The organism is Pseudomonas sp. BIGb0558 (assembly GCF_024807515.1).
GTDB classification, from domain to species: Bacteria; Pseudomonadota; Gammaproteobacteria; order Pseudomonadales; family Pseudomonadaceae; genus Aquipseudomonas; species Aquipseudomonas yamanorum_A.
Genome location: NZ_JANUEW010000003.1, coordinates 226,127 through 252,763, shown reverse-complemented (window position 1 = coordinate 252,763; position 26,637 = coordinate 226,127). Strand labels below are relative to the sequence as shown.

Annotated in this window: 21 protein-coding genes; 9 read left to right on the top strand and 12 right to left on the bottom strand. The window is 60.3% G+C overall.

All coding sequences use genetic code 11. From position 1 onward, the window contains the following. Window positions 1–6 precede the first annotated feature (6 nt). Complete coding sequence (locus M2400_RS07140; RefSeq protein ID WP_017477211.1) at window positions 7–729, top strand: glycerophosphodiester phosphodiesterase family protein; 723 nt, start codon at window positions 7–9, stop codon at window positions 727–729. A gap of 42 nt (window positions 730–771) precedes the next feature. On the opposite strand, the gene sthA is transcribed toward M2400_RS07140, so the two are convergent. Together sthA and M2400_RS07130 are read right to left on the bottom strand one after the other, a co-directional pair. After that, window positions 772–2,166 carry a Si-specific NAD(P)(+) transhydrogenase gene (gene sthA / locus M2400_RS07135; RefSeq protein WP_177045641.1) on the bottom strand — a complete coding sequence of 465 codons (1,395 nt, stop codon included), beginning with the start codon at window positions 2,164–2,166 and terminating at the stop codon, window positions 772–774. Window positions 2,167–2,355: 189 nt separating this feature from the next. Beyond that, on the bottom strand, window positions 2,356–3,273 hold the full coding sequence (locus tag M2400_RS07130) for an FAD:protein FMN transferase (protein ID WP_405046178.1): 918 nt from the start codon (window positions 3,271–3,273) through the stop codon (window positions 2,356–2,358). Between the two features lie 157 nt (window positions 3,274–3,430). Here M2400_RS07130 and M2400_RS07125 point away from each other — a divergent pair, with 157 nt between their 5' ends. Next, window positions 3,431–3,973: a chalcone isomerase family protein gene (locus M2400_RS07125; protein WP_259196124.1), complete on the top strand. Its 543-nt coding sequence runs from the start codon at window positions 3,431–3,433 to the stop codon at window positions 3,971–3,973. Between the two features lie 172 nt (window positions 3,974–4,145). After that, window positions 4,146–5,444: an MFS transporter gene (locus M2400_RS07120; protein ID WP_177045644.1), complete on the top strand. Its 1,299-nt coding sequence runs from the start codon at window positions 4,146–4,148 to the stop codon at window positions 5,442–5,444. A gap of 162 nt (window positions 5,445–5,606) precedes the next feature. Here the strand turns inward: M2400_RS07120 and M2400_RS07115 are convergent, their stop codons facing one another. Further along, window positions 5,607–7,070, bottom strand: a complete 1,464-nt coding sequence (locus M2400_RS07115) for a glyceraldehyde-3-phosphate dehydrogenase (RefSeq protein ID WP_177045645.1) — start codon at window positions 7,068–7,070, stop codon at window positions 5,607–5,609. A gap of 339 nt (window positions 7,071–7,409) precedes the next feature. Between M2400_RS07115 and mfd the strand changes: the two genes are divergently transcribed. Genes mfd through M2400_RS07100 form a run of 3 tightly spaced genes read left to right on the top strand, consistent with a single transcriptional unit; the run spans window position 7,410 to window position 14,140 of the window. Beyond that, complete coding sequence (mfd, locus tag M2400_RS07110) at window positions 7,410–10,859, top strand: transcription-repair coupling factor (RefSeq protein ID WP_177075711.1); 3,450 nt, start codon at window positions 7,410–7,412, stop codon at window positions 10,857–10,859. Window positions 10,860–10,870: 11 nt separating this feature from the next. Beyond that, entirely contained in the window at window positions 10,871–11,440 is a 570-nt protein-coding gene (locus M2400_RS07105) for a CsiV family protein (protein ID WP_177045647.1), read from the top strand. A 9-nt stretch (window positions 11,441–11,449) separates the two neighbouring features. Further along, a complete protein-coding gene (locus tag M2400_RS07100) occupies window positions 11,450–14,140 on the top strand; it encodes a DEAD/DEAH box helicase (RefSeq protein WP_177045648.1) in 2,691 nt (896 codons plus the stop codon). Window positions 14,141–14,233: 93 nt separating this feature from the next. Here M2400_RS07100 and nagZ read toward each other — a convergent pair whose 3' ends face one another. Beyond that, a complete protein-coding gene (gene nagZ / locus M2400_RS07095; RefSeq protein WP_259196184.1) occupies window positions 14,234–15,232 on the bottom strand; it encodes a beta-N-acetylhexosaminidase in 999 nt (332 codons plus the stop codon). A gap of 181 nt (window positions 15,233–15,413) precedes the next feature. Beyond that, window positions 15,414–16,121, bottom strand: a complete 708-nt coding sequence (locus M2400_RS07090) for a TetR/AcrR family transcriptional regulator (protein ID WP_177045651.1) — start codon at window positions 16,119–16,121, stop codon at window positions 15,414–15,416. A gap of 262 nt (window positions 16,122–16,383) precedes the next feature. Between M2400_RS07090 and lexA the strand changes: the two genes are divergently transcribed. Then, the gene (gene lexA, locus M2400_RS07085; protein ID WP_003172575.1) at window positions 16,384–16,992 is read left to right on the top strand and encodes a transcriptional repressor LexA; all 609 of its coding nucleotides are present in this window, start codon (window positions 16,384–16,386) and stop codon (window positions 16,990–16,992) included. Between the two features lie 10 nt (window positions 16,993–17,002). After that, window positions 17,003–17,476 (top strand): SOS-induced cell division inhibitor SulA, encoded by a 474-nt coding sequence (gene sulA / locus M2400_RS07080; protein WP_259196129.1) that lies wholly within the window; start codon window positions 17,003–17,005, stop codon window positions 17,474–17,476. Window positions 17,477–17,588: 112 nt separating this feature from the next. Here sulA and M2400_RS07075 read toward each other — a convergent pair whose 3' ends face one another. The 7 genes from M2400_RS07075 to M2400_RS07045 form a co-directional block, all read right to left on the bottom strand. After that, the gene (locus tag M2400_RS07075; RefSeq protein WP_003218969.1) at window positions 17,589–17,822 is read right to left on the bottom strand and encodes a hypothetical protein; all 234 of its coding nucleotides are present in this window, start codon (window positions 17,820–17,822) and stop codon (window positions 17,589–17,591) included. A gap of 197 nt (window positions 17,823–18,019) precedes the next feature. Continuing rightward, complete coding sequence (locus M2400_RS07070) at window positions 18,020–18,541, bottom strand: DUF6586 family protein (RefSeq protein WP_088424509.1); 522 nt, start codon at window positions 18,539–18,541, stop codon at window positions 18,020–18,022. A gap of 147 nt (window positions 18,542–18,688) precedes the next feature. Continuing rightward, entirely contained in the window at window positions 18,689–21,310 is a 2,622-nt protein-coding gene (gene topA / locus M2400_RS07065; protein ID WP_177045655.1) for a type I DNA topoisomerase, read from the bottom strand. Between the two features lie 114 nt (window positions 21,311–21,424). Then, entirely contained in the window at window positions 21,425–21,661 is a 237-nt protein-coding gene (locus M2400_RS07060; protein WP_088424511.1) for a DUF1653 domain-containing protein, read from the bottom strand. Between the two features lie 97 nt (window positions 21,662–21,758). Then, window positions 21,759–22,934 (bottom strand): acetyl-CoA C-acyltransferase FadA, encoded by a 1,176-nt coding sequence (gene fadA, locus M2400_RS07055; RefSeq protein WP_076017236.1) that lies wholly within the window; start codon window positions 22,932–22,934, stop codon window positions 21,759–21,761. 29 nt (window positions 22,935–22,963) lie between these two features. Further along, window positions 22,964–25,111, bottom strand: coding sequence for a fatty acid oxidation complex subunit alpha FadB (gene fadB, locus M2400_RS07050; RefSeq protein WP_063032264.1), 2,148 nt, complete (start codon window positions 25,109–25,111; stop codon window positions 22,964–22,966). A gap of 452 nt (window positions 25,112–25,563) precedes the next feature. Further along, window positions 25,564–26,001 (bottom strand): hypothetical protein, encoded by a 438-nt coding sequence (locus M2400_RS07045; protein WP_177045657.1) that lies wholly within the window; start codon window positions 25,999–26,001, stop codon window positions 25,564–25,566. Window positions 26,002–26,106: 105 nt separating this feature from the next. On the opposite strand from M2400_RS07045, the gene M2400_RS07040 reads away from it, so the two are divergent. Continuing rightward, on the top strand, window positions 26,107–26,544 hold the full coding sequence (locus M2400_RS07040; RefSeq protein ID WP_003218985.1) for a universal stress protein: 438 nt from the start codon (window positions 26,107–26,109) through the stop codon (window positions 26,542–26,544). Window positions 26,545–26,637 lie beyond the last annotated feature (93 nt).

Here is a 26,637-nt window from a genome sequence, read left to right as displayed (position 1 = left end):
GCAACTGTGACCCTGATTTATGGCCACCGCGGTGCCAAAGGCGAAGCACCGGAAAACACCCTGACCAGCTTCCAGGAATGCCTCAAGCACGGCGTGCGCCGTTGCGAACTGGATTTGCACCTGTCCATGGACGGCGAGCTGATGGTCATCCATGACCCGACCCTCAAGCGCACCACCGACCGGCGCGGCAAGGTCGTCGAATACTCAGCCGCCGACCTGGTGAAGATGGACGCACGCAAAGGCGGCCCGGGCTGGGTCAATCCCTGCCCGATCCCACGCCTGGAAGAACTGTTCGAAAAATGCGACTTCGATCACTGGCAACTGGAAGTCAAAAGCGCGTCACGCACCCGCGCGGCAACCACCGTGCTGGCGATCCGGGAAATGGCCCAGCGTTTCGGGCTGATGGACAAGGTCACGGTCACCTCAAGCTCGCGGGAAGTATTGAAAGCTGCGCTGGACCTCACCCCGGACCTGTCCCGCGGACTGGTAGCCGAATACGCCTGGCTCGACCCGTTGAAGGTAGCGGCCAACTATGGCTGTGAGATTCTGGCGTTGAACTGGACGCTGTGCACCCCTGAGCGTCTGGAAAAAGCCCAGCGCCAGGGTTTGCACGTGTCCGTGTGGACCGTCAACGAACCCGCGCTGATGCGCAGGCTCGCCGACTTCGGCGTAGATAGCCTGATTACAGACTTTCCCGGTTTGGCCACTGCCACTCTCGGGAATTACTGAAATCGGTCTCCCCGGCCGGCTCAGGCCACCGGCCGGAGCCGCTCAAAAAAGCCGGTTGATGCCGTCGTAGGCCGCTACCCGATAGGCTTCAGCCATGGTCGGATAGTTGAACGTGGTGTTGACGAAATACTTGAGGGTATTCAGCTCACCCGGCTGGTTCATGATCGCCTGGCCGATGTGCACGATCTCCGACGCCTGGTAGCCGAAGCAATGCACGCCGAGGACTTCCAGGGTCTCGCGGTGGAACAGGATCTTCAGCATGCCCTGCGGCTCGCCGGCGATCTGCGCACGCGCCATGCTCTTGAAGAACGCCTTGCCGACTTCGTAAGGCACCTTGGCCTTGGTCAGTTCGTGCTCGTTCTTGCCGATCGAGCTGATCTCGGGAATGGTATAGATCCCGGTCGGCACGTCGTTGACGTAGCGCCAGCTGCCGTTGTCGACAATGCTGCCAGCGGCCGAACGGCCCTGGTCGTGGGCGGCACTGGCCAGGCTTGGCCAGCCGATCACGTCACCGGCACCGTAGATGTTCGGCACGCAGGTGCGGTAGTTCTCGTCGACTTCGATCTGGCCACGGCTGTTGACCTTGACCCCGATGTTTTCCATGCCCAGCTTGTCGGTGTTGCCGGTACGGCCGTTACACCACAGCAAGGCGTCGGCCTTAATCTTCTTGCCGGATTTGAGGTGCAAGATCACACCGTTGTCCAGGCCTTCGACCCGCTCGTACTCTTCGTTGTGGCGCACAGTGATGTTGTTGTTGCTGAAGTGGTAACTCAACGCCTGGGAAATTTCCGAGTCGAGGAAGCTCAGCAACTGGTCACGGTTATCCACCAGCTCGACCAATACGCCCAGGCCGCTGAAGATCGAGGCGTATTCACAGCCAATCACGCCGGCGCCATAGATGATCAGTTTGCGCGGGGTGTGGCCCAGGCTGAGGATGGTGTCGCTATCGTAGATACGCGGGTGGTGGAAATCGATATCGGCCGGGCGATACGGGCGCGAGCCGGTGGCGATGATGATGTGCTTGGCCACCAGTTTCTCGACCACGCCGTTGGCGCAGACCACTTCGACGGTTTGCTCGTCGGCGAAGCTGCCGGTGCCGAAGAACAGGTCGACGCGGTTACGGGCATAGAAGCCGGTACGCGAGGCAACCTGTTTGGAAATGACTTTTTCAGCGCTCTTGAGCACGTCCGGGAACGAGAACCAGCGCGGCTCACCAATGGCCCGGAACATCGGGTTGGTGTTGAACTGCATGATCTGGCGCACCGAGTGACGCAAGGCCTTGGACGGGATGGTACCCAGGTGGGTGCAGTTACCGCCGACCTGGCGACGGCTATCGACCATCGCCACCTTGCGCCCTGCTTTGGCGGCGTTCATCGCCGCACCTTCTCCAGCAGGGCCGGAACCCAGTACTACCACGTCGTAGTTGTAGACAGCCATGCGTACTCCTCAGAACAGGCCAAGGCGCACGGTTGGGCGCCTGGCTAAATCATGCCGCGGCCAGCGGTCATGAAGGATCAAATAGGCTCAGTGTGTGAGCCGGGGCACAGTCTATAGAAGGCTTAACGCCGCGCACATTAACCCTTGGTCGCGTCGTAGGCCAGTTTTGCCTTTACTACACGGCATTCGTTACGGCTTCACTGCCGTCAGTTGCTCGAATGCCTTGTTGCTCCGTGTGACGAAACCAGCGCCCTCGCGCATCACAAAAAACGCGGCGACCTGGTGTTTTTCGGCGTATTCCCAACCCTGTTCGGGCCCGAGGATCAGCAGCAGCGTCGACAATCCATCGGCCATCAGTGCCGAAGGCTGCAATACCGTCACCGACGCCAGCTGATGGGTGATCGGCGTGCCGGTCCGGGCATCCAGGGTGTGGGAATAACGCCGACCATCCTGCTGGAAATAATTGCGATAGTCACCCGATGTCGACACACCAAAGCCATCCACGGCGATGATTTTTTCGGCCACTTGCTGATCGTCGCGGGGCTCTTCCAGGGCTATGCGCCAGGGCGAGCCGTCGGGTTTGACGCCAGCGGCCTTGAGTTCGCCGGTGGCTTCGGCGAGGTAGCTATGAATGCCAAGCTGGGTGAGTTGCGCGGCAATGCGGTCGACGGCGTAACCGGCGGCGATGCTGTTGAAGTCGACTTCGACGGCCGCGTCCTTGCACAACTGGTTGCCGTCGATGCGCAAATACTGATGGCCGACACGCTGGCGGACCTGCTCGAGGGTGGTGGCGTCCGGGACTTTTATCTCACGGGCCTGAGGGCCGAAGCCCCACAGGTTCATCAGTGGTTCGACCGTCAGGTCAAACGCACCATCGCTGGCCTGGGACAACTGCTCGCCGGTGCGCACCAGGTGCAGGACGGGCTCCGGCATCGGCTGGCAGCTGTGGGCCGGCAGGTCGTTGAAACGTTCGATATCGGAGTCGCTGCGGTAGGTCGACATCTGGCGGTCGACCTCTGCGAGAACGCCTTCTACCTGGCGCTGGACTTCGGCCGGGCCAGGCACCCCTGGCGTGCGCACATACTGGATGGAATAGGTGCTGCCCATGGTCGGGCCACCGAAGCGCTCCAGCGAGTCGCCGCCGCAGCCGGCCAGCGCCGCAAGCCCGGCTAAAACCAAAATATGCCGCACGCCGCCCATAAAACCTTTCACTGTCGGAAATTGAATTAACCTGTAGGCAAGCACCTTTTCAGGACTGGCCATTATGCGGCATGTCGTTTTCTGTTTATTGCTGATGTTTTCGGTCCCGGTGTTGGCGAATGAGGCTGATCGGCTCAAACAAGCCGACTTTCCTGCGCAATCACATCAATTGGTGCTGAAAAACCAGGCCGTCCTGACCTACCTGTGGGCAGATGTGTATGCGGCGGCGCTGTTCGCCCAGGCTGACCTGAGCGCCAAGCAGGCCCTGGATCAGCAAAAGGACCTGCGCCTGGAGCTGTATTACTTTCGCGACATCGACCGCAACGATGTGATCAAGGCCGCCACCGCCACCCTCGAACGCCAGCAAGCGCCCGCCGCCCTCGCGCGCCTCAAGCCGGAACTGGATCAACTGCACCAAAGCTTTCGCGATATCCGCAGTGGTGACCGTTATGCGCTGGATTTTCGGCCTCAGCGTGGCCTGAACCTGGAAATCAACGACACGGTAGTGTTCAGCAGTCGCAATGACGAGCTGGCCAAAGCGTATCTCGGCATCTGGCTGGCACCGAAAGGCTTGTCCGACAGCCTGCGCAACACCCTCCTGAATTAATCCCCGCACCCTGCGGCAATTTGCCAGCTTGCTATCGGTTTTTTGTTGCCTGTGGTGGCTTATACACATATCGTTACAAAACTGTTCAGCGCCAGCTTCGTGCCGAGGCTTCAACAGCAAGGACGGTTGCGACCAGGGATTACTAATAAGATAGCCAAAATGAGTGCATGACATGTCCACTACAACGGGCAAGGGCAAGGCGATCTTTCGCGTTGTCAGCGGTAATTTCCTCGAAATGTTCGACTTCATGGTCTACGGCTTCTACGCCACGGCCATTGCCAAGACCTTTTTCCCCACCGACAGCGCCTTCGCCTCCCTGATGCTGTCCCTGGCAACCTTTGGTGCCGGGTTTCTGATGCGTCCGCTGGGCGCGATTTTCCTCGGTGCCTACATCGACCGTCACGGCCGTAAAAAGGGCCTCGTGATCACCCTGGCGCTGATGGCTGCCGGCACGGTGCTGATTGCCTGTGTCCCCGGATACGCCACCCTGGGCGTTGCGGCGCCCCTGATCGTGCTGTTCGGTCGCCTGCTGCAAGGCTTCTCGGCCGGTGTAGAGCTGGGCGGTGTATCGGTGTACCTGGCGGAAATCGCCACTCCGGGCCGCAAAGGCTTCTTCGTCAGCTGGCAGTCCGCCAGCCAGCAAGCCGCGGTGGTATTCGCCGGCCTGCTGGGTGTGGGCCTGAACCACTGGCTCAGCCCCGAACAAATGGGTGACTGGGGCTGGCGCGTGCCGTTCCTGATTGGTTGCCTGATCGTGCCGGTGATCTTCGTGATTCGTCGTTCCCTGGAAGAAACCCCGGAATTCCAGGCACGCAAACACCGCCCTACCCTGCAGGAAATCGTGCGCTCCATCGGCCAGAACTTCGGCATCGTGATCGCCGGCATGGCGCTGGTGGTGATGACCACCGTGTCGTTCTACCTGATCACCGCCTACACCCCGACCTTCGGCAAGGCCGAACTGCACCTGTCGGACTTCGACGCATTGCTGGTAACGGTGTGCGTGGGCATCTCCAACTTCATCTGGCTGCCGGTGATGGGCGCGGTGTCCGACAAGATCGGCCGTAAACCCCTGCTGCTCGGCGCGACAATTCTGGCGATCCTCACTGCTTATCCGGCGCTGTCCTGGCTGGTGGCCAACCCGAGCTTCAGCCATCTGCTGATCGTGCTGCTCTGGCTGTCGTTCCTGTACGGCTCGTACAACGGTGCGATGGTGGTGGCGCTGACCGAAATCATGCCGGTAGAAGTACGTACCACCGGGTTCTCCCTGGCCTACAGCCTGGCGACGGCGACCTTTGGTGGCTTTACTCCGGCGGCTTGTACCTACCTGATCCACGTGCTGGACAACAAGGCCGCGCCGGGGATCTGGCTCAGCGGTGCGGCGGTGCTCGGGTTGGTCGCCACGTTGATCCTGTTCAAAGGCAACCGTCATGAGCTGCGGACTGCGCAGGCTTCGATAGTCGGCGGCGCTTGATGGATCGCTATCGCAGGCAAGCCAGCTCCCACATTTGAGTGGAATCGCACATCAACATGTGGGAGCTGGCTTGCCTGCGATGAGGCCGGTACAAACAACACAAAACCCACAGACATAAAAAAGCCCCGAACCAGTCGGGGCTTTTTCATTTACTGCTGATGCTTAGCGCGGGAACGCTGGCGGGTTGACCCCGGCCATGTCTTCCATCACGCGAACCACCTGGCAGCTGTAACCGAATTCGTTGTCGTACCAAACGTACAGAACAACGCGGTTATCCTGGGTAATGGTCGCTTCCGCGTCCACCACACCGGCGTGGCGCGAGCCTACGAAGTCGGTGGAAACCACTTCCTGCGAGTTCACGAAGTCGATTTGCTTATGCAGATCGGAGTGCAGCGCCATGTAGCGCAGGTACTCGTTCATCTCTTCACGGGTGGCGGCTTTCTCAAGGTTGAGGTTGAGAATGGCCATCGACACGTTCGGCGTCGGAACACGGATCGCGTTACCGGTCAGCTTGCCGGCCAGCTCAGGCAGGGCCTTGGCAGCAGCGGTGGCAGCACCGGTCTCGGTGATCACCATGTTCAGCGCGGCGCTGCGGCCACGGCGATCGCCCTTGTGGAAGTTGTCGATCAGGTTCTGGTCGTTGGTGTACGAGTGAACCGTTTCAACGTGACCGTTAACGATGCCGAACTTGTCGTTCACCGCTTTCAGCACCGGCACGATGGCGTTGGTGGTGCAGGAAGCAGCCGAGACGATCTTGTCTTGCGCGGTGATTTCACCGTGGTTGATGCCGTGCACGATGTTCTTCAGCTTGCCCTTGCCAGGCGCGGTCAGGACAACGCGGTCGATACCCGGGCAAGCCAGGTGTTGGCCCAGGCCCTCGGCGTCGCGCCACACGCCGGTGTTGTCCACCAGCAGTGCGTCCTTGATGCCGTACTGGGTGTAGTCCACTTCAGCCGGGTTCTTCGCGTAGATCACCTGGATCAGGTTACCGTTGGCGGTGATGGTGTTGTTTTCTTCGTCGATGACGATGGTGCCGTTGAACGGACCGTGTACCGAGTCGCGACGCAAGAGGCTGGCGCGTTTGGTCAGGTCGTTTTCTGCACCTTTACGCACCACGATGGCACGCAGGCGCAGGCCGTCGCCGCCACCGGTTTTTTCGATCAGGATGCGCGCCAGCAGGCGGCCGATACGACCGAAGCCGTACAGCACAACGTCGGTGCCTTTGCGGGCGGCGGCGTTTTGCTGGCCAACCACGTCGGCCATTTCTTCACGCACGAACTGCTCGGCGGTACGGCCAGCGCCTTCCTTGCGGAATTTGTAGGCCAGCTTGCCCAGGTCTACCGAGGCCGCGCCGAGCTTGAGCTCGCTCATGGCTTTAAGCAGAGGGAATGTTTCGTGGACGGAGAGTTCGCTGTCGTCGGCGGAGCGATGGCGAGCAAAGCGATGAGCCTTGAGAATCGCGATGACTGATTGGTTGATCAGGCTGCGGCCATAGATCGAGCTCACCACGTTGTTATTGCGGTAGAGCTGACCGATAAGCGGAATCATCGCTTCAGCGAGTGCTTCACGGTCGATCCATTCACCAAGACACTGGTCGGGCTTCTGAGTCACGGGAACCTTCCACATGTAGGGGCAGAAAAAAGGGGCTACATTATGCCGCCCGACCGCCCTCGGAGCAATGCGCGGCCAGCAACAAAACCCCTTGCAAAAAAATAACGCCGCGCTGGAGCCCAGTAAATACGTGGCTTTCAGGGCACCCCCTTCCGGGCCATTGTGACAAAGTGTCCGTAACCCTCCGAAACATACGCCGATTTCGGCACTACATAATGAGTCAAAAGACGCCTTTGTTTGTCTTAGCCACTACATTTCCTGCAAACAGTAATAGGCTCAGTCAGCAACTGACAGGCGGCACTCCGGGCCGTTACAATTACCGACTTTGTCGCAACGCTTGGAGCTCAACCTTCCGTGCCCGTTCTGCGTCTACCGCTTCTCCCTGCCGCGGCAGGTAAACAGCACTGGGGCAACCTGCCCGGTGCCGCCCTCAGCCTGGCCATCGCCGAGGCTGCCAGCGCTGCCAAGCGCTTTACCCTGCTGCTCACCGCCGACAGCCAAAGTGCCGAGCGGCTGGAACAGGAGCTGAGTTTCTTCGCCCCCGATTTGCCGGTGCTGCATTTCCCGGACTGGGAAACCCTGCCCTACGATCTGTTCTCGCCGCACCAGGACATCATTTCCCAGCGCATCGCCAGCCTGTACCGCTTGCCGGAACTGGCCCACGGCGTGCTGGTGGTGCCGATCACCACGGCCCTGCATCGCCTGGCGCCGACCAAGTTCCTGCTGGGCAGCAGCCTGGTGCTGGATATCGGCCAGAAGCTCGATGTGGAACAGATGCGCACCCGGCTTGAAGCCAGCGGCTATCGTTGCGTCGACACGGTGTACGAGCACGGCGAGTTCGCGGTACGTGGCGCGTTGATCGACTTGTTCCCGATGGGCAGCAAACTGCCATACCGGATCGACCTGTTCGACGACGAAATCGAAACCCTGCGTACCTTCGACCCGGAAAACCAGCGCTCCATCGACAAGGTGGAGTCGGTCAAGCTGCTGCCGGCCCGGGAATTCCCGCTGCAAAAAGATGCGGTCACGCGCTTCAAGGCACGTTTCCGCGAGCGCTTTGACGTGGACTTCCGCCGCTGCCCGATCTTCCAGGACTTGAGCAGCGGGATTACCCCCGCCGGTATCGAGTACTACCTGCCGTTGTTCTTCGACGAAACCTCCACCCTCTTCGATTACCTGCCCCAGGACACCCAGGTGTTCTCGCTGCCGGGCATCGAACAGGCGGCAGAGAACTTCTGGAATGACGTGCGCAACCGTTATGAAGAGCGCCGCGTCGACCCGTCCCGTCCTTTATTGCCACCGGCCGAATTGTTCCTGCCGGTGGAAGACTGCTTCGCCCGCCTGAAAAACTGGCCGCGTGTGGTCGCCAGCCAACAGGACGTGGACGCAGGCGCCGGCCGCGAGCGCTTCCCGGCGCAAGCACTGCCGAACCTGGCGATTGAAGCCAAGGCCAACCAGCCGCTGGAAGCGCTGTCGAACTTTCTCGGTGACTTCCCCGGCCGTGTGCTGTTTACCGCCGAGTCCGCCGGGCGCCGCGAGGTGCTGCTGGAATTGCTGGAGCGCCTGAAGCTGCGGCCGAAAACCGTCGACAGCTGGCCGGACTTTGTCGCGAGCAAGGATCGCCTGGCGATCACCATCGCGCCGCTGGACGAAGGCCTGCTGCTGGACGACCCGGCCCTGGCATTGATTGCCGAAAGCCCGCTGTTTGGTCAGCGGGTGATGCAGCGTCGCCGTCGCGAGAAACGCGCCGACGCCAACAACGACGCGGTGATCAAGAACCTTACCGAACTGCGCGAAGGCGCGCCGGTGGTGCATATCGACCATGGCGTAGGCCGCTACCTGGGCCTGCAAACCCTGGAGATCGACAACCAGGTGGCCGAATTCCTCACCATGGAATACGCCGAGGGCGCCAAGCTCTATGTGCCGGTGGCCAACCTGCACCTGATCGCCCGCTACACCGGCAGCGACGACGCCCTCGCGCCGTTGCACCGCCTGGGCTCCGAGACCTGGCAGAAAGCCAAGCGCAAGGCCGCCGAACAGGTGCGCGACGTGGCTGCCGAACTGCTCGACATCTATGCCCGCCGCGCCGCCCGCGAAGGTTATGCATTTGCCGACCCAAAGGCCGACTACGCCACCTTCAGCGCCGGCTTCGCCTTCGAAGAAACCCCGGACCAGCAAACCACCATCGACGCCGTGCGCGCCGACATGCTGGCGCCCAAGCCAATGGACCGCCTGGTGTGCGGCGACGTGGGCTTCGGCAAGACCGAAGTGGCGATGCGCGCCGCCTTTATTGCGGTGCACGGCGGCCGCCAGGTGGCGATCCTCGTACCGACCACCCTGCTCGCCCAACAGCACTACAACAGCTTCCGCGACCGCTTTGCCGACTGGCCGGTGACCGTGGAAGTGATGAGCCGCTTCAAGTCGGCCAAGGAAGTGAACGCGGCGATTGCCGACCTGGCGGAAGGCAAGATCGACATCGTGATCGGCACTCACAAGCTGCTGTCGGATGATGTGAAGATCAAGAACCTGGGCCTGGTGATCATCGACGAAGAGCACCGCTTCGGTGTCCGTCAGAAGGAACAGCTCAAGGCCCTGCGCAGTGAAGTCGACATCCTGACCCTCACCGCCACGCCGATTCCGCGCACGCTGAACATGGCGGTGTCGGGCATGCGCGACCTGTCGATCATCGCCACGCCGCCGGCGCGCCGGCTGTCGGTGCGCACCTTCGTCATGGAGCAGAACAAAAGCACGGTCAAGGAAGCCCTGTTGCGTGAGTTGCTGCGCGGCGGCCAGGTTTACTACCTGCACAACGATGTAAAAACCATCGAGAAATGCGCCGCCGACCTCGCCGAACTGGTGCCGGAAGCGCGGATCGCCATCGGCCACGGGCAGATGCGTGAACGCGAACTCGAACAGGTGATGAGCGACTTCTACCACAAGCGCTTCAACGTGCTGATCGCCTCGACCATCATCGAGACCGGCATCGACGTGCCAAGCGCCAACACCATCATCATCGAGCGGGCCGACAAGTTCGGCCTGGCGCAGCTGCACCAGTTGCGCGGCCGGGTCGGTCGCAGTCACCACCAGGCGTATGCCTATTTGCTGACGCCGCCGCGCCAGCAGATCACCTCCGACGCCGAGAAGCGCCTGGAAGCGATCGCCAATACCCAGGACCTTGGCGCCGGCTTTGTGCTGGCCACCAACGACCTGGAAATCCGTGGCGCCGGCGAACTGCTGGGCGACGGCCAGAGCGGGCAGATCCAGGCCGTGGGTTTCACCCTGTATATGGAGATGCTCGAGCGCGCGGTGAAAGCCATCCGCAAGGGCGAACAACCGAACCTCGACCAACCGCTGGGTGGCGGCCCGGAAATCAACCTGCGCTTGCCGGCGTTGATCCCCGAAGACTACCTGCCGGACGTGCACGCGCGGCTGATCCTGTACAAACGCATCGCCTCGGCCACCGACGAAGAAGGCCTCAAGGACCTGCAGGTGGAGATGATCGACCGCTTCGGCCTGCTGCCGGAACCGACCAAGAACCTGGTGCGCCTGACCCTGCTGAAATTGCAGGCCGAGCAACTGGGTATCAAGAAGGTTGATGCCGGGCCGCAAGGCGGGCGTATCGAGTTCGAGGCGCAGACGCCGGTGGACCCTCTGGTGCTGATCAAGCTGATTCAGGGCCAACCCAATCGCTACAAGTTCGAAGGGGCTACGCTGTTCAAATTCATGGTGCCGATGGAACGCGCCGAAGAACGCTTTAATACACTGGAGGCGCTGTTTGAGCGCCTTATCCCGAAAACTGCTTGAAGGACGCCCCAATGCGCCTGTTCCGCATTTTGAGCTTGTTGTTGGTGGTCGTTGCCCCTTCGGCGTTTGCCGACAGCCCGTACCTGGTGGAGATGATCCTGGTGCGCCAGAACGCCGAGCCGGTGATCACTAGCCGTGCGGCGCCGGAAAACTGGGACGCCGGCGCGCCACGCCTGCCGGCCGACAAAATGAGCCCGCCGCGGCTGGGCAACATCGTCGAAAAACTCAATGCCGACAATAGCTACACGGTGTTGCTGCATCGCACCTGGGAACAGAACCTCGGTGAGCAGCCGATCAAGCTGGCGATCAGTGACGGCACAGAGCAGTTCGGCCAGTTTCCTATCGAAGGCACCCTGAGCCTGCAACTCGGACGCTTTACCGATATCGATGCAGACTTCTGGGTCAACCAGTTCGACGCCAACGGCAGCGTCATCGCCAGCGAGCACCTCAGCCAGCAAGACGTGCGCACCAAGAACAACCAGCTCAACTACCTGGACGGCGGCCACCTCGCCCTGCTGATCAAAATCACCTCGCTGACCGCCAAGCCGCCCAGCGCGCCACCGCCCGACGTCCAGGACTGATCCAGCACCATGCCCCTGACGTCGTCGTTGACCAAACCCCTGGCCCCTTCGTGGGCCAATCGCTTTAAAGAGCAAAGCCTTGAGCGCGGCCGGCGCTACGCCCTGGAAAACCGCGTGCGTATCGTCGAGTCCGGCGACAGCACCATCATTGCCAGCTGCGAAGGCTCGGGCGGCAATGTCTACCGCCAGACCATCTCCCTGCGCGAATCCGCCAAGGGCACGCTGATCCTGGTGGACAGCCGCTGCACCTGCCCCGTGCACACCAATTGCAAACACATCGCCGCCGTGCTGCTCAAGGTCCAGGAAACCCTGGCCTACCCGGCGGCGGCACAGGATGCCGAGCTGCTGGAGAAACTCCAGGCGGTGCTGGATAACCGCGTGGTGCTGCCGCAAGTGGTGATGGAAGACGTGCAGCCGGTGCCGCGCCTGTGGCTGGCGAGTATCGAGTTCAGCGCCTTCGAACCGCGCAACGGCAAGATGCAGCGTTACATCCAGCATCGCGCGGCGCTGTCCTTCAACTATCTGGGCAACTACGTCAGCGGCCAGAAGAACGCCGACATCATCGTGCGCCAGGAACAGCAGAGCCTGCGGATCAAGCGCCACCCCGAGGTTGAGCAACAGTTTCGCGAACAACTGCGCCTGCTGGGCTTCAAGATTGCCACGCGCCAGAGCAAGGCCTTGCCGGAAAGTGCGGGTGAGCTGTTCGAAATGGTCAATGACAGCGCCTGGCTGACCTTCACGTTGAATGCGTCACCGACCCTGCGCGCCCAAGGCTGGGAATTGCAGATCGATGAGGATTTCGGTTTCGACTTGAGCGCCGTCGACGACTGGTACGCCAGCGTCGACGAAGTGCCGGAACGCGACTGGTTCGACCTGGAGCTGGGGATCATCGTCAACGGCGAACGCCTGAGTTTGCTGCCGATCCTGTTGAACCTGATGCGCTCCCACACCGAGATCCTCAACCCGGAAAAACTCGCCCGGCGGCGCGACGACGAACTGATTCTGGTGAACATCCCCGGCCTGCCCAACGGCCACGGCCCGCTGCAAGTGGCGCTGCCTTACGGCCGGCTGAAACCGGTGCTGGCGACCCTTGGCGAGTTCTACCTGCAAGAGCCCGGCACCACCGCGCTGCGCCTGGCCAAGGCAGACGCCATTCGCCTGAACCCGCTGGAAGACCTGCCACTGCAATGGGAAGGCGGCGAAAAGATCCGCAACTTCGCCCAGCGCCTGCGGGATATCAAGGATTTCAGCTGCGAAGCGCCCGAAGGGTTGAACGCGACGTTGCGCCCTTATCAGTTGGAAGGTTTGAGCTGGATGCAGTCGCTGCGCCAGCTCGATGTCGGCGGGATTCTCGCGGATGACATGGGCCTGGGCAAAACCCTGCAAACCCTGGCGCATATTCTGAGCGAGAAAATCGCCGGGCGCCTGGATCGGCCGTGCATGGTGGTGATGCCCACCAGCCTGATCCCGAACTGGCTCGACGAAGCCGCACACTTCACGCCGCAGCTCAAAGTATTGGCGCTGTATGGCGCAGGGCGTAAGAAACATTTCCCGCAGTTGCAGGACTACGACCTGCTACTGACCACCTACGCCCTGCTGCCCAAGGACATCGAGCAACTGGCCGCCCTGCCCTTGCACGTGCTGATCCTCGATGAAGCGCAGTACATCAAGAACCCCAACAGCAAGGCAGCCCAGGCTGCCCGCGAGCTGAACGCCCGCCAGCGCCTGTGCCTCAGTGGTACACCGCTGGAAAACCACTTGGGCGAGTTGTGGTCGCTGTTCCACTTCCTGTTGCCGGGTTGGCTGGGTGATGTGAAAAGCTTCAACCGCGATTACCGCGTGCCGATTGAAAAGCGCGGCAGCGACGTGCGATTGCAGCACCTCAATGGTCGGATCAAACCGTTCCTGCTGCGCCGTACCAAGGAGCAGGTGGCGACGGAATTGCCGCCCAAGACCGAGATCATCCACTGGGTCGACCTCAACGAAGCCCAGCGCGACGTGTACGAAACCATGCGCCTGGCGATGGACAAGAAAGTCCGCGACGAGATCACCCGCAAGGGCGTGGCCCGCAGCCAGATCATCATCCTCGAAGCGCTGCTCAAATTGCGGCAGGTGTGCTGCGATTTGCGCCTGGTCAATGACGCAACCCTGCCGGCCAAGGGCAGCAGCTCGGGCAAGCTCGACAGCTTGATGGAGATGCTCGAAGAGCTGTTTGCCGAAGGACGCAGGATTCTGCTGTTTTCCCAGTTCACCTCGATGCTGAGCCTGATAGAGGCCGAGCTGAAGAAGCGTGGTGTGGCCTACGCGCTGCTGACCGGGCAAACCCGGGATCGGCGTACACCAGTGAAGGACTTCCAGAGCGGCAAGCTGCAGATTTTTCTGATCAGCCTGAAGGCCGGCGGCGTCGGGCTCAACCTGACGGAAGCGGACACGGTGATTCACTATGACCCGTGGTGGAACCCGGCGACGGAAAACCAGGCGACCGACCGTGCGTATCGCATTGGCCAGGAGAAGCCGGTATTCGTCTACAAGATGATTGCCCGGGGCACGGTGGAAGAGAAAATCCAGCATTTGCAGAAGGAAAAGTCTGATCTGGCGGCGGGCGTTCTGGATGGGCGCACGACAGGGGATTGGAAGCTGGGGAATGAGGATATCGAGGCGTTGTTTGCGCCGTTGCCTCACAAGCAAGAGAAGCGCTGACTTTAAGACCGCCATCGCGGGCAAGCCCGCTCCCACATTTGGAATGCATTTCCCTGTGGGAGCTGGCTTGCCTGCGATGGACGCGACACGGTCTTAATCAATCAATTGAGCATCCCGCAGGGCACCCAACGCAGCCAGCCAACGCGGATCCTGCTTGTACTCGGTCGACGCCACCGCCTGGCCACGCATCCGCGCGATACGCGCCGGCGGCGTGACTTTCATGCGCTGGGCGGCACTCAGGGCCAACTCGGCGGCGGCGCGGTCGTTACACACCAGGCCCATGTCGCAGCCAGCCGTCAGCGCGGCTTCGATACGGCTGGCGGCATCACCGACCACATGGGCGCCGGCCATCGACAGGTCATCACTGAAAATCACCCCGTCGAACTGCAACTCACCGCGCAGGATGTCCTGCAGCCAGCGCCGAGAGAAGCCGGCGGGTTGCGCGTCGACCTGTGGATAAATCACGTGGGCGGGCATAACGGCCGCCAACTGCTTGCTCAATCGTGCGAAAGGCACCAGGTCATTGGCACGAATCTGTTCCAGGCTGCGTTCATCATTGGGAATCGCGACGTGGGAATCGGCCTCAGCCCAGCCGTGACCAGGGAAGTGCTTGCCGGTGGCCGCCATGCCCGCGCTGTTCATGCCACGGATAAAGGCACCAGCGAGCAAAGCGGCACGTTCAGGATCGCCTTCGAACGCGCGAGTGCCCACGACGGCGCTGCGCCGGTAATCAAGGTCCAGTACCGGGGCGAAGCTCAGGTCTAGCCCGACCGCCAGCACTTCGGTGGCCATGATCCAGCCACACTGCTCGGCCAGCTGTTCAGCATTCGGGTTGTCGGCCAAGGCACGCATCGCCGGCAGCCGCACAAATCCCTGGCGCAAGCGCTGCACCCGGCCGCCTTCCTGGTCGACCGCCAGCAGCAGGTCCGGGCGCACCGCACGAATCGCGGCGCTCAACTCACGCACCTGCTGCGGGTGCTCGATATTGCGCGCAAAAATGATCAGGCCACCCACCTCGGGCTGGCGCAACAAGTGACGATCTTCAGCCGTCAGCCAGGTACCGGCGACGTCCACCATCAATGAGCCTTGCAGGGCTTGGGTCATAAAGCTTCCTTAAATAACGCACGCAGCCCGAAGCCTCCGCGAGATCGCATCGCCAGGATTGAACCTGGAGACGGACGCTCAGCGAGCGCAACGGGCTGTGGGTAAATAGCTGAAATCGGCATGGGCGGCTAGCTTAGCGGATGCAAGCGGCCGCGCACACCCGGGCGGGTCAAACCTTGGCCGGAGCCGGCACCGACTTGCTGCGGGGGCGCAACTGGGCAGCCGCCATGGCCTGGTCGGTGACGCCGCTTTCGGCACGCATGCCGGCGGCAAGAAACGGCACCATCAGGCGCATGACCTGCTCGATGGATGTATTGACGCCAAAGTCGGTCTCGGCAATCGCACGCAGGGCCTTGATCCCGGACATGCTGAACGCCGCGGCGCCGAGCATGAAGTGCACGCGCCAGAATAGTTCGATCGGCGGAATACGCGGTGCGGCTTCGTTGACCAGCAACATATAGCGACGGAACACCTTGCCGTACATGTCTTCCAGGTAGCGCCGCAGGTGACCCTGGCTCTGGCTGAACGCCAGGCCCAACAGGCGCATGAAGATCGACAGGTCATTGCCACTGCGAGGCTGGACTACCAGCGCTTGCTCGACGAGGATTTCCAGCAGGTCTTCCAGGCTCGGCTTGTTTTCAGGCTTGGCCTGGCGGCGCTCCAGCTCACGGTCGAGGCTGATGCAGAAAGGCCCCAGGAACCGTGAGAACACGGCCTGGATCAGCGCTTTCTTGGAGCCGAAATGATAATTCACTGCCGCCAGGTTGACCCCGGCCTTGCTGGTAATCAGCCGCAATGAAGTTTCAGCAAATCCTTTTTCCGCGAACAACTGCTCGGCAGCATCGAGAATGCGTTCAACGGTTTCCGACTGGGCCATGGCTACTCCGCCTGACAAACACTTGTTTGAAACATACGTTTCAAGCTATGTCTTGTCAAGCCTGCAGGTCGGTTTGCGGCCGGTCGGTCAGTTAATTCATGGCCATTTAATCACATTCGCTGAGGTCTGTAGGCAGCGCTATCTCCAGCCTGTAGGACAGGTGATAAATGACCGTCCAGCGGAGTGACTGAAAACGGTGATTGCCAAGCGCAGTCCACTGTATATAATCCCAGTCACTGTATAAAAAGACAGAGCGATCAACATGCTAAAACTGACGCCACGCCAAGCTGAGATTCTGGCTTTTATCAAGCGCTGCCTCGATGACAACGGCTACCCGCCGACCCGGGCGGAAATTGCGCTGGAACTGGGATTCAAGTCGCCCAACGCCGCTGAAGAACACCTCAAGGCCCTCGCCCGCAAAGGCGCGATCGAGATGACCCCGGGTGCTTCGCGCGGCATTCGTATCCCTGGCTTCGAAGCCAAGGCCGACGAGTCGACACTGCCGATCATCGGCCGGGTCGCAGCCGGTGCGCCGATCCTGGCACAACAGCACGTCGAGGAATCCTGCAATATCAACCCGACCTTCTTCCATCCTCGTGCCGACTATCTGCTACGGGTCCATGGCATGAGCATGAAGGACGTGGGCATTTTCGACGGCGACCTGCTGGCCGTCCACACCACACGTGAAGCCCGCAACGGCCAGATCGTCGTCGCCCGTATAGGTGATGAAGTGACGGTCAAACGCTTCAAGCGCGAAGGCAGCAAGGTCTGGCTACTGGCCGAGAACCCTGAGTTCGCGCCGATTGAAGTGAACCTGAAGGATCAGGACCTGGTGATTGAAGGCTTGAGCGTCGGCGTTATTCGCCGCTAACGGAGGCATCATGCAGTTCCTACAGACCCCACAACACACCCAGCTTTCGCTGTTTGAGGCCTTCATGGCCCAGCCCCTTGCGCCCATCCTCAAGGAAACGGTCGAAGCGCCCTGGAGCGCCGAACCCGAAGCGTTCAGTGAACTGTCGTTGCGCGGGGCTGCCGGGAGCTGCCTGAGCCTGCTGGCGCCGATTCTGCGCGAGTTGAGCGAGGAGCAGGACGCACGCTGGCTAACGCTGATCGCCCCGCCATCCAGCCTGACCCAGGCTTGGCTACGGGACGCCGGACTGAATCGCGAACGCATCCTGTTGCTGCAACCCCGCGGCGCTCAGAGCGCCCAGCAGTTGACCTGTGAAGCCTTGCGCCTGGGCCGTAGCCATACGGTGGTCAGCTGGCTGAACCCGCTGAGTACAGCGGCCAGGCAGCAACTGATCAGCGCCGCACGCACAGGCGATGCACAGAGTTTGAACATTCGGTTGGGATAAAACGATGTGCGGGCGACTGGCTGCTGCCAGGGTCCGCGATGACACGAGGCTTCTTCAGGATTGAGAAGCCGATCTGCATAATTGAAACTTACAAAAAAGCCGACAGACGGACTCAGTGAAGAATCCGTGGGCCGTCTTCCTTCTCCGGCTCGCCTTCAGCCAGGCGCCCCGCCATCTGCACACCTACGCTCAACATGGCTTTTGCCACTTCCACGTGCTGGCCTTGCAGGAACGCTTTTGCGTCCTCGGAAAAATCCAAAATAACCAGAGAACCCTCGTCCTCAGCCCGGCGCAGCTCGATTCGGCCGTCGGGCAGTTCAACAATTTCCAGAAAGGACGTTGGCATAAAAGTCTGTTCTCCACGAAAGGCCGGCATTATATCAGTGTTGTGACGAGCGGGCTTGCCCACGTTGGGCGGTGCAGCAGCCCTCCGACAGCTGACATTGCCAGACCGGAAAAGCCTTGGGGCCGCTTCGCAGCCCAGCGGGAGCAAGCTCCCTCGCCACAAAAGCGCTAGCTGCCAGTGAGAGACTTAAATAGCCCTCAGCACTCGTTCAACCCATCCCGAAACCGAATGGCCAGCTTCTTCAGCTCCTGCCGCCAGCTTTCCAGCTCTTCCCGGCTCAACGGCTCAGGGCCTTCTTCATCCAGGCTCACGGCCACGATCAGCGGCTGCGTCACATCACCCTTGGGCGTGTGTTTCACCCGTGGCGGCTGAAACATTTCGGCGTGGGCTACCAGCAACCGCGCCAGCCAACTGTCCGGGCTCTGCGCCATCTCGACCAACTCGGCCAACTCCGGGATGGCCATGGATTCCAGCACATCCCGGTTGATGATCATCTCGGCACGCGGCGAACCGGCCTGAGGCAAACGATAGAACCCGGCGATCTCATGGCACAAGCCAAGCAAGGCGCCATACAGGTGGAACAGCGCGGCTTCACGCCCGGCCTGTACCAGCGCGATAGCGTTCATCTCCTTTCCTTCCTCGGCACGGCCAAGGGCTTCCAGGGACAAACCCGCGAAGTAAATTTTCTGGTTGGTGCGGGTATAGAGTTCGTTGGCCATGAAGGCAGTCTCCACAACGAATAAGGCGTGATGCTGGCTGTGCAGGAGCGAGCTTGCTCGCGAAGACCTAAAGGATAACGCGTTTAGCCAGAATGCCCGCGTTATCGTTAACGACCTTCGCGATCAAGCTCGCTCCTACAGCCTGGGTCAAGCGCCCTGGCGCTTGTCCTCGACCTTCCACTTGCCACCGTCGTAGAACGCTTTCCAGCCGGTAGGCTTGCCTTCAACCTCGGTTTGCACGTACTGCTCCTTGGTCTTGCGGCTGTAGCGGATCACGGCCGGGCGACCGTCCGGGTCCTTCTTCGGCGCTTCGCAGAGGAAGTGGTACTTCGGATCGATCTCGTCTTTATGGGGCACGATCTCCATCACCAGCGGGGCACGAGTCTCGCGGTTTTTCGGGAACTGGCTGGCAGCCAGGAACAGCCCCGACGCGCCGTCACGCAGGATGTAGGTGTCGTTGACCTTCTCGCACTTGAGTTCAGGCATCTTCACCGGGTCCATCTTCGGCGGCGCCGCATCACCGCTTTTCAGCAGTTTGCGGGTGTTCTTGCAGGTCGGGTTGGTGCAACCGAAGAACTTGCCGAAACGGCCGGTCTTGAGCTGCATCTCGCTCCCGCACTTGTCGCATTCCAGGCTCGGACCTTCGTAGCCCTTGATGCGGTAAGTGCCCTCTTCGATCTCGTAGCCGTTGCAATCCGGGTTGTTACCGCAGATGTGCAGCTTGTGCTTCTCGTCGAGCAGGTAGGCATCCATCGCCGTGCTGCAGATCGGGCAACGGTGCTTGCCACGCAGTACCAGCGACTCGGATTCACCCTCGTCATCGGCAGCGATTTCATCGCCCGGCACCAGGTTGACGGTGGCCTTGCAGCGCTCTTTCGGCGGCAGGCTGTAACCCGAGCAACCGAGGAATACGCCGGTGGATGCCGTACGAATCTGCATCGGGCGGCCGCAAGTGAGACACGGAATGTCCGTCATCACCGGCTGGTTGGCACGCATGCCGTTCTCGGCGCTTTCAGCTACTTCAAGTTTCTTCTTGAAGTCGCCGTAGAACTCGTCGAGCACGTTTTTCCAGTCGCGTTCGCCCTGGGCCACGTCATCGAGGTTCTCTTCCATGCCGGCGGTGAAGCCGTAGTCCATCAGGTTGGAGAAGCTCTCGGACAGGCGCTCGGTGACGATGTCGCCCATCTTCTCCGAGTAGAAGCGACGGTTGTGCAGCGCCACGTAGCCGCGGTCCTGGATGGTGGAAATGATCGCCGCATAGGTCGAAGGACGACCGATGCCACGTTTTTCCATCTCTTTTACCAGGCTGGCTTCCGAATAACGCGCCGGCGGCTTGGTGAAGTGCTGGGACGGGTCGAGCTTGATCAGCTTCAACACATCGCCCTGGGCCATGTCCGGCAGAACGTCGTCGTCGCCCGGCTTGGCGATTTGCGGCATCACGCGGGTGTAACCGTCGAACTTGAGGATACGGCCCTTGGCGCGCAGCTCGAAGTCACCGGCACCCACGCTGACGGTGGTAGACAGGTATTGCGCCGGCAGCATCTGGCAAGCCAGGAACTGGCGCCAGATCAGCTCGTAGAGGCGCTCAGCGTCGCGCTCCATGCCGCTCAGCTTGCTTGGCTCGGTGTTGGCGTCGGAGGGACGAATCGCTTCGTGAGCCTCTTGTGCGCCTTCCTTGCTGCTATAGACGTTCGGCTTCTCCGGCAGGTACTTCTTGCCGAACTCGCTTTCAATATAAGTGCGCGCCATCGCCACCGCGTCTTGCGACAGGTTGGTGGAGTCGGTACGCATATACGTGATGTAGCCCGCTTCATACAGACGCTGGGCCATCATCATGGTCTTCTTCACCCCGAAGCCCAGGCGGTTGCTCGCGGCCTGTTGCAGGGTGGAAGTGATGAACGGCGCCGACGGCTTGCTGCTGGTGGGCTTGTCTTCACGCTTGACGATGCTGTAGCTGGAAGCCTTGAGCTTCTCCAGCGCAGCCATGGCCTGGGCTTCGTTGAGCGGCTTGAAGGCCTCGCCTTTCTCGCGGGCCACTTCAAAGCGCACGTTGTTGCCCTTGGCAGTGCCCAGATCAGCGTGCACTTCCCAGTATTCTTCGGGGTTGAACGCACGAATCTCGCGCTCACGTTCCACGACCAGTTTTACCGCAACCGACTGCACACGGCCGGCGGACAGGCCACGGGCGATCTTCGCCCACAGCAGCGGCGAGACCATGTAGCCCACGACGCGGTCGAGGAAGCGACGGGCCTGCTGGGCATTGACGCGGTCAATGTCCAGTTCGCCCGGCTTGGAGAAGGCTTCCTGAATCGCCTTCTTGGTAATTTCGTTGAACACCACGCGCTTGTAGCGGCTGTCGTCACCACCGATGGCTTCCCGCAGGTGCCAGGCAATAGCCTCCCCTTCGCGGTCCAAGTCGGTTGCGAGATAGATGGTGTCGGCATCTTTGGCGAGCCGGCGCAGCTCTTCGATGACCTTTTCCTTGCCCGGGAGGATCTCGTACTTGGCTTTCCAGCCATGATCGGGATCGACACCCATGCGCGAGACCAGCTGCTTGCGCGCTTTCTCTTTAGGCGTGAGCACCGGACCTTCGCCCGCAGCCGCCTTGCCGCGCTTGGCGGCAGGCTCCTTGCTGGCGCTAGCCGAACCGCTGGTGGGCAGGTCTCGGATATGGCCGATACTCGACTTCACCACGTACTCGTTACCCAAGTACTTGTTGATGGTCTTGGCCTTAGCCGGGGATTCCACAATGACCAGCGATTTGCCCATGGATCGGAAAATTCCTGAATTCGAGAAGTGAAAGGCGGTTGGCGCCTGACGCGGCAACGCTATATATAGTGGCAACAAGGTGAGGTCAAGCGCAGCATTCTGCGCGGCCTGCCTTTATTGCGCGGAAAAAAGGCTGGGTTCGACCTGGATCAAAGCAAAGCGCGGGACCTGTTCGCCGTCAACTTCGACGGTCTCCAGGAACATGCTCAAGGGACGCACCCAAAAGCCGTAATCGCCATACAGTGCTTGGTAAAACACCACTTCCTCTTCGGTCTCGGAATGCCGCGCCACATTAAAAACGCGGTACTTCGGACCTTTATAATGCTGGTAGAGCCCTGGTTCGACTTTCATGCTCTGGCCCTCTTACAAAATTTGTTAAAAAAAAATATAAAAAATTCCAAAAAACAAAAACCGGGGCACTGGGCCCCGGCTTCCGTCAACGAAACGTTTAGATACGTTCGAAGACGGTGGAGATGCCTTGGCCGAGACCAATGCACATGGTTGCAACACCCAGGTTGCCGCCATTTTGCTTCATCACGTTAAGCAACGTGCCGGAGATACGTGCACCGGAACACCCGAACGGGTGACCCAAGGCAATCGCGCCGCCGTGCAGGTTAACCTTCTCGTTCATCTTGTCGAGCACTTTCAAATCTTTCAGCACTGGCAGGGCCTGTGCGGCGAAAGCTTCGTTGAGCTCGAAGAAGTCGATGTCGGAGATGCTCAGGCCTGCGCGCTTCAATGCTTTTTGTGTGGCCGGTACTGGACCATAGCCCATGATTGCCGGGTCCACACCTGCGACCGCCATCGAACGAATCACCGCCATCGGCTGGATGCCCAGGTCCTGGGCACGCTGGGCCGACATCACGATCATGCACGAAGCACCGTCGGTGATCTGCGACGAAGTACCCGCTGTCACGGTGCCGCCCTTTGGATTGAAGGCAGGCTTCAGGGCCGCCAGGCTTTCCAGGGTGGTGTCCGGACGAATGGTTTCGTCGTAGTCGAACAGTTTCAGGAAACCGTTCTCGTCGTAGCCGTTCATCGGGATGATTTCATCCTTGAACTTGCCTTCCAGCGTCGCCTTGTGGGCGAGCTGGTGGGAGCGCAGGCCGAATGCATCCTGGGCTTCGCGGGTGATGCCGTGCATTTTGCCGAGCATTTCTGCGGTCAGGCCCATCATGCCCGAGGCTTTCGCCGCGTACAGGGACATGTGCGGGTTCGGATCCACACCGTGCATCATGCTGACGTGGCCCATGTGCTCCACGCCGCCGACCACGAACACATCACCGTTGCCGGTCATGATCGCTTGTGCAGCAGTGTGCAGTGCGCTCATGGACGAGCCACACAGGCGGCTGACGGTCTGGCCGGCAGCAGTGTGCGGGATCTGCGTCATCAAGGAAGCCATGCGGGCGATGTTCCAGCCCTGCTCCAGGGTCTGGTTGACGCAGCCCCAGATCACGTCTTCGACTTCGTTAGGGTCGACCTTGACGTTGCGCTCCAGCAATTTGCTGATCAGGTGCGCCGACATGTCTTCAGCGCGGGTGTTGCGGTGCATGCCGCCCTTGGAGCGGCCCATCGGAGTACGACCGAAGTCGACAATCACGACGTCTCTTGGATTCAAGCTCATAAATATTCTCGCTCAAGTGTCTGGGGCGCTTAACCGAAGAAGCTCTGGCCGTTCTTGGCCATCTCACGCAGCTTCGCAGTCGGGTGGTACAGCGGGCCCAGATCAGCGTATTGATCAGCCAGGGCAACGAACTCGGCCACACCGATGGAATCGATGTAACGCAGCGCACCACCACGGAATGGAGGGAAACCGATACCGTAGACCAGGCCCATGTCGGCCTCGGCTGCGGTTTCAACGATGCCGTCTTCCAGGCAGCGCACGGTTTCCAGACACAGGGCGATCATCATCCAGTTGACGATGTCCTCGTCGGACACTTCACGCTGTTCGTAGATGACCGGCGCGAGCACTTCGTGAACCGAAGGATCGGCCACTTTCTTCTGCTTGCCTTTCTTGTCGGTCTCGTAGGCGTAGAAGCCCTTGCCGTTCTTCTGGCCCAGGCGCTTGGCCTCGTACAGTGCGTCGATCGCCGAGCGGCGGTCGTCTTTCATGCGATCCGGGAAGCCTTCAGCCATTACGTCGCGACCGTGGTGACCGGTGTCGATGCCGACCACGTCCATCAGGTACGCCGGGCCCATTGGCCAGCCGAATTTTTCCATGACCTTGTCGATGCGCACGAAGTCCACACCAGCACTGACCAGCTTGGCGAAACCGCCGAAGTACGGGAACAGTACGCGGTTGACCAGGAAGCCCGGGCAGTCGTTGACCACGATCGGGTTCTTGCCCATTTTCTTGGCGTAGGCAACGGTGGTGGCGACTGCCAGCTCGCTGGACTTCTCGCCACGGATCACTTCCACCAGCGGCATCATGTGCACCGGGTTGAAGAAGTGCATGCCGACGAAGTTTTCCGGGCGCTTGAGGGCCTTGGCCAGCAAGGTGATGGAAATGGTCGAGGTGTTGGAAGCCAGGATAGTGTCTTCCTTAACCTGGGCTTCAACTTCAGCCAGTACCGCCTGCTTGACCTTCGGGTTCTCGACAACCGCTTCGACCACCAGGTCGACGTGGCCGAAATCGCCGTAGGACAGCGTAGGACGAATGCCGTTAAGCACTTCAGCCATTTTCGCTGCAGTCATGCGGCCTTTATCAACGCGGCCCACCAGCAGTTTCGCGGCTTCTGCCAGACCCTGCTCGATGCCGTGCTCGTTGATGTCCTTCATCAGGATCGGCGTGCCTTTGGACGCCGACTGATAGGCAATACCGCCGCCCATGATACCGGCGCCGAGTACGGCAGCCTGTTTCACGTCGCGGGCGATTTCGTCGTAGGCCTTGGCCTTTTTCTTCAGTTCCTGATCGTTCAGGAACAGACCGATCAAGCTCTGCGCGGCAGAGGTCTTGGCCAGTTTGACGAAGCCGGCAGCTTCGATTTCCAGGGCTTTGTCGCGACCGAAGTTCGCGGCCTTCTGGATGGTCTTGATCGCTTCAACCGGCGCCGGGTAGTTCGGGCCGGCCTGGCCTGCCACGAAACCTTTGGCGGTTTCGAACGACATCATTTGTTCGATGGCGTTGAGCTTGAGTTTTTCGAGTTTTGGCTGACGCTTGGCCTTGTAGTCAAATTCACCGCTGATGGCGCCCTTGATCAGGTTCAGTGCGGCTTCTGCCAGCTTGTCGGGAGCAACCACGGCATCCACGGCGCCGACTTTCAGCGCGTCTTCAGCACGATTTTCCTTGCCGGCGGCAATCCACTCGATGGCGTTGTCGGCACCGATGATGCGCGGCAGGCGCACGGTACCGCCGAAGCCTGGGTAGATGCCCAGCTTGACTTCCGGCAGGCCGATTTTCGCGGTGGCCGACATCACGCGGAAGTCGGCGGCCAGGCACATTTCCAGACCGCCGCCCAGGGCGATGCCATTGATCGCGGCAACGGTAGGCACGTTGAGGTCTTCGAAATCGCTGAAAATCTTGTTGGCTTCGAGGTTGCCAGCCACAAGCTCGGCATCGGGCAGCTTGAAGTTGTCGACGAATTCGGTGATGTCAGCGCCGACGATGAACACGTCCTTGCCGCTGGAGACGATCACGCCCTTGACCGATGCATCTGCTTTGATGGTGTCTACGGCCTGACGCAATTCATTCAGGGTTAGACGGTTGAACTTGTTGACGGACTCACCCTTGAGGTCGAATTTCAATTCGACGATGCCACTTTCAAGAGCCTTAACCGTGATGGCTTTACCTTCGTAAATCATCAACTGATCTCCACGATATGGAAGCTGAACAGTACACGTCGGACGCAGGATTCAGCGTAGGCACTGACGTTACCGTCGATGCTAACGCCAATTTGCCAGGCACACCCGCCAACGCGATAGTCGGGATTCTGTACGAACGGTCTGAAAGACAAACGCTCAATTCATACGCCCGTTTGATTTGGGTACGTCACCTTCAGCCAAATCCGAAGAATTGTCAATCGCTCGAAAGGGCAGCAAAAACGCGACTTTTCAGTCATTTCAGAACCCGGGGCAGCCGGCATCGCCTCGCCAATGTTTAATCATTCACGAAATCAATAATAAGAAATTTGATTTAAAGGGCTGTACAGAACCGAATATGCGGCTAGGCTAGCGGCACGTTTAACGAATTACCGGCCTGCCTGGCCAACTCCAGCCCGATGATGCTTTCGGGCTTTTTAATGCCCGCAGAAAACTCAGGCCAGCGCCTTGAGCACCGCATCAATGTCCTGCAACACGCTCAACTCGCCCTTTTCGCCCCAGTACAGGGTGATCATTTGCTTGTCGGCTTCGACTTTGTAGACGTTCGCCGGCAGCGTCGCAAAATGTGGCAACAACTTTTCATCGACGCAGCTTTCCTGCCACTGATTGACCCAAACCCCCGGTTCCAACTGCCAATAACTCCAGGTGACCAGTTTGGTGCCGCGCCGTGGCCGGTGATATTGGGCACACGGGCTGGGCGGCTCGTGCTTGAGCCAGTGCGGCCAGTCCTGGGGCGTCAGTTGCATGGCCAAACCGATGCGTCGCGCCTCCATGCGCAGGGCCATGCGCCCGCTCGAATGGCGCGACGGACGCAACCACGCCAGAGGGCTTAAAACCAGCGCAAGGATTGACACCACTATCCAGACCGTCATATGTGTACTCCCGAATTTCTTGATGAGCGGATTTGACCTGACGCAACCCCATCCGCTTGAAACCAGCCATACTGAACTTATCGCTTTCCTTTGGAGGAACTCCTCATGCCCTACGAACATATTCTGGTCGCCGTGGACCTGACCGAAGAATGCGACCCCGTGATCAAGCGGGCCGTAGGCCTTGCAGGTGACTCGGTGAAACTGTCCCTGGTGCATATCGTCGAGCCGATGGCCATGGCCTTTGGCGGCGACGTGCCGATGGACCTGTCCCAACTGCAACAGCAGCAGTTCGACCAGGCCAAGGAACGCCTTGATCGCCTGATCAACAAGTATCCCGCCCTGAAAAAAGACCAGAGCCACCTGACCTACGGCCAGCCGCGCCAGGAAATCCACCACCTGGCCAAGGAGCAAGGTTGCGACCTGATCGTGGTCGGCAGCCATGGCCGCCACGGCCTGGCCTTGCTGCTGGGATCTACAGCCAATGACGTGCTGCACGGCGCACCTTGCGATGTGCTGGCAGTGAAACTGGTAAAGAGCTCGTAAGACCAAAGGCGATCTAATGTGGGAGCAAGCCCGCTCCCACATTTGAACTGTATTTCATATAAAAAAACCGGTGCTCATATAAATGAGCGCCGG

Coding starts and splice junctions, on each gene's coding strand:
- M2400_RS07070 (WP_088424509.1), bottom strand. CDS start 18,541: ATGGCCAACGAACTCTATACCCGCACCAACCAGAAAATTTACTTCGCG.
- M2400_RS07075 (WP_003218969.1), bottom strand. CDS start 17,822: ATGCCAACGTCCTTTCTGGAAATTGTTGAACTGCCCGACGGCCGAATC.
- M2400_RS07115 (WP_177045645.1), bottom strand. CDS start 7,070: ATGTGGAAGGTTCCCGTGACTCAGAAGCCCGACCAGTGTCTTGGTGAA.
- sthA (WP_177045641.1), bottom strand. CDS start 2,166: ATGGCTGTCTACAACTACGACGTGGTAGTACTGGGTTCCGGCCCTGCT.
- M2400_RS07090 (WP_177045651.1), bottom strand. CDS start 16,121: ATGGCCCAGTCGGAAACCGTTGAACGCATTCTCGATGCTGCCGAGCAG.
- topA (WP_177045655.1), bottom strand. CDS start 21,310: ATGGGCAAATCGCTGGTCATTGTGGAATCCCCGGCTAAGGCCAAGACC.
- M2400_RS07100 (WP_177045648.1), top strand. CDS start 11,450: ATGCCCCTGACGTCGTCGTTGACCAAACCCCTGGCCCCTTCGTGGGCC.
- sulA (WP_259196129.1), top strand. CDS start 17,003: ATGCAGTTCCTACAGACCCCACAACACACCCAGCTTTCGCTGTTTGAG.
- M2400_RS07125 (WP_259196124.1), top strand. CDS start 3,431: ATGCGGCATGTCGTTTTCTGTTTATTGCTGATGTTTTCGGTCCCGGTG.
- M2400_RS07130 (WP_405046178.1), bottom strand. CDS start 3,273: ATGGGCAGCACCTATTCCATCCAGTATGTGCGCACGCCAGGGGTGCCT.
- M2400_RS07120 (WP_177045644.1), top strand. CDS start 4,146: ATGTCCACTACAACGGGCAAGGGCAAGGCGATCTTTCGCGTTGTCAGC.
- lexA (WP_003172575.1), top strand. CDS start 16,384: ATGCTAAAACTGACGCCACGCCAAGCTGAGATTCTGGCTTTTATCAAG.
- fadA (WP_076017236.1), bottom strand. CDS start 22,934: ATGAGCTTGAATCCAAGAGACGTCGTGATTGTCGACTTCGGTCGTACT.
- fadB (WP_063032264.1), bottom strand. CDS start 25,111: ATGATTTACGAAGGTAAAGCCATCACGGTTAAGGCTCTTGAAAGTGGC.
- M2400_RS07105 (WP_177045647.1), top strand. CDS start 10,871: ATGCGCCTGTTCCGCATTTTGAGCTTGTTGTTGGTGGTCGTTGCCCCT.
- M2400_RS07045 (WP_177045657.1), bottom strand. CDS start 26,001: ATGACGGTCTGGATAGTGGTGTCAATCCTTGCGCTGGTTTTAAGCCCT.
- M2400_RS07040 (WP_003218985.1), top strand. CDS start 26,107: ATGCCCTACGAACATATTCTGGTCGCCGTGGACCTGACCGAAGAATGC.
- M2400_RS07060 (WP_088424511.1), bottom strand. CDS start 21,661: ATGAAAGTCGAACCAGGGCTCTACCAGCATTATAAAGGTCCGAAGTAC.